At 41.0% G+C, this 1,199-nt stretch carries 2 protein-coding genes; both read right to left on the bottom strand.

Going from position 1 to position 1,199, the window contains the following annotated elements; all coding sequences use genetic code 11:
* Positions 1-165: 165 nt before the first annotated feature.
* Entirely contained in the window at positions 166-438 is a 273-nt protein-coding gene (locus KJB35_RS27655; RefSeq protein WP_170890320.1) for a nicotinamide mononucleotide transporter, read from the bottom strand.
* A gap of 149 nt (positions 439-587) precedes the next feature.
* Positions 588-1,109 carry a GNAT family N-acetyltransferase gene (locus KJB35_RS27645; RefSeq protein ID WP_024699695.1) on the bottom strand — a complete coding sequence of 174 codons (522 nt, stop codon included), beginning with the start codon at positions 1,107-1,109 and terminating at the stop codon, positions 588-590.
* Positions 1,110-1,199 lie beyond the last annotated feature (90 nt).

Below are 1,199 nucleotides of genomic sequence, written 5' to 3'. Positions count from 1 at the left end.
TTCAATTAATTGCAACACACTTCGATTAACATAACGCCGCGTTAAGTAGTGAGCAACGCTAACCACCTAACCTAGACCATTGCACCGTAAACACTTAACCCAACTTTGAATGCAAAACGCCGAGCGTTGGGAATCTGCCTTAAACGCCTTGTTATGTGCGAACTTTCAACTTGTAGATGACTGCTCAGCAACGCTTACTTTAGGCTCTTTCTCTGGTGCCGACCATTTGATGATCGCTCTAAGATTCATTGAGAAAAAGATGATATTTGCAATTATCATTGCCACACTACCAGTAAGGTAACCAACTGCTACCCAACTAGTGTTGCCGCACATCATTAAAATGAACCCAATTTTGTTCTTATTTCCAATTTGCCAAATAGCAAGAAATGTTAGTACCATTGCAATCCAATCGATTCCATAGTACTGAAAATATTCCATTTTTCCTCCTAGCACATAACGCCTTGTTAAGGGGTGAGGCACGCAACACCGATGCTACTGCATACCGCCTTAACCACTAAAACCAACGCATAGTAAAAATGCCACGCGTGCTGAATCCCTCTTGAACAATTTGTTAGCCCGATACCCGACTAGTACATATAGCCTAACCAGTCTATATGACCAACTGCCCAAGTTTTACCGCTAATCGGTTTAACATACAAATCATCGACTTGATCAACTGCAACGCCGTAATTCTTATGTTCATGTATTCGCAACCAAGAGCTTAAAGAACTAAGACGAAGATAACCATTAGCCGTATAAAAAGCATCTAAATCGGAGATTAAAATAATAAAGTCGACGTCTTTGCTTGAGGCATACTCGCTGAGTTGGGACAACATAGCAGTGCCAATACCATTTCTTTGAGATGATTGTTCAACACAGAAGTCACTAACGCCCAATACTTTATAAATTTCATCGCAGACGCTGACAACTCTGTAGTCCAGTCCCATGTAACCAACCAGTTGATCATCTCTGTACTTTAAAGCTCTCATATGCGGGAGTTGTTTATAGTAAGAACGAGTTACTTGATGTTCAGGAAACGACTTATTTCTGAGGACTTCAATTGAGTTATGCTGCTGTTTAGATAACTCTATTTCTGGGTAAATATCCATATTTGACCTTTGAGGGCTAACGCCCTGTTAAGGTGTGAGCAACGCAATACTGAAGCTCCCGCATACCACCTTAACCACTAAACCTAACGC

Origin of the sequence: Vibrio sp. D431a, from assembly GCF_030248655.1 — a bacterium.
GTDB lineage: Bacteria > Pseudomonadota > Gammaproteobacteria > Enterobacterales > Vibrionaceae > Vibrio > Vibrio alginolyticus.
Note: the sequence above shows the minus strand (reverse complement) of the source record. Positions and strands in the feature narration are given on the sequence as shown.

Coding starts and splice junctions, on each gene's coding strand:
- KJB35_RS27655 (WP_170890320.1), bottom strand. CDS start 438: ATGGAATATTTTCAGTACTATGGAATCGATTGGATTGCAATGGTACTA.
- KJB35_RS27645 (WP_024699695.1), bottom strand. CDS start 1,109: ATGGATATTTACCCAGAAATAGAGTTATCTAAACAGCAGCATAACTCA.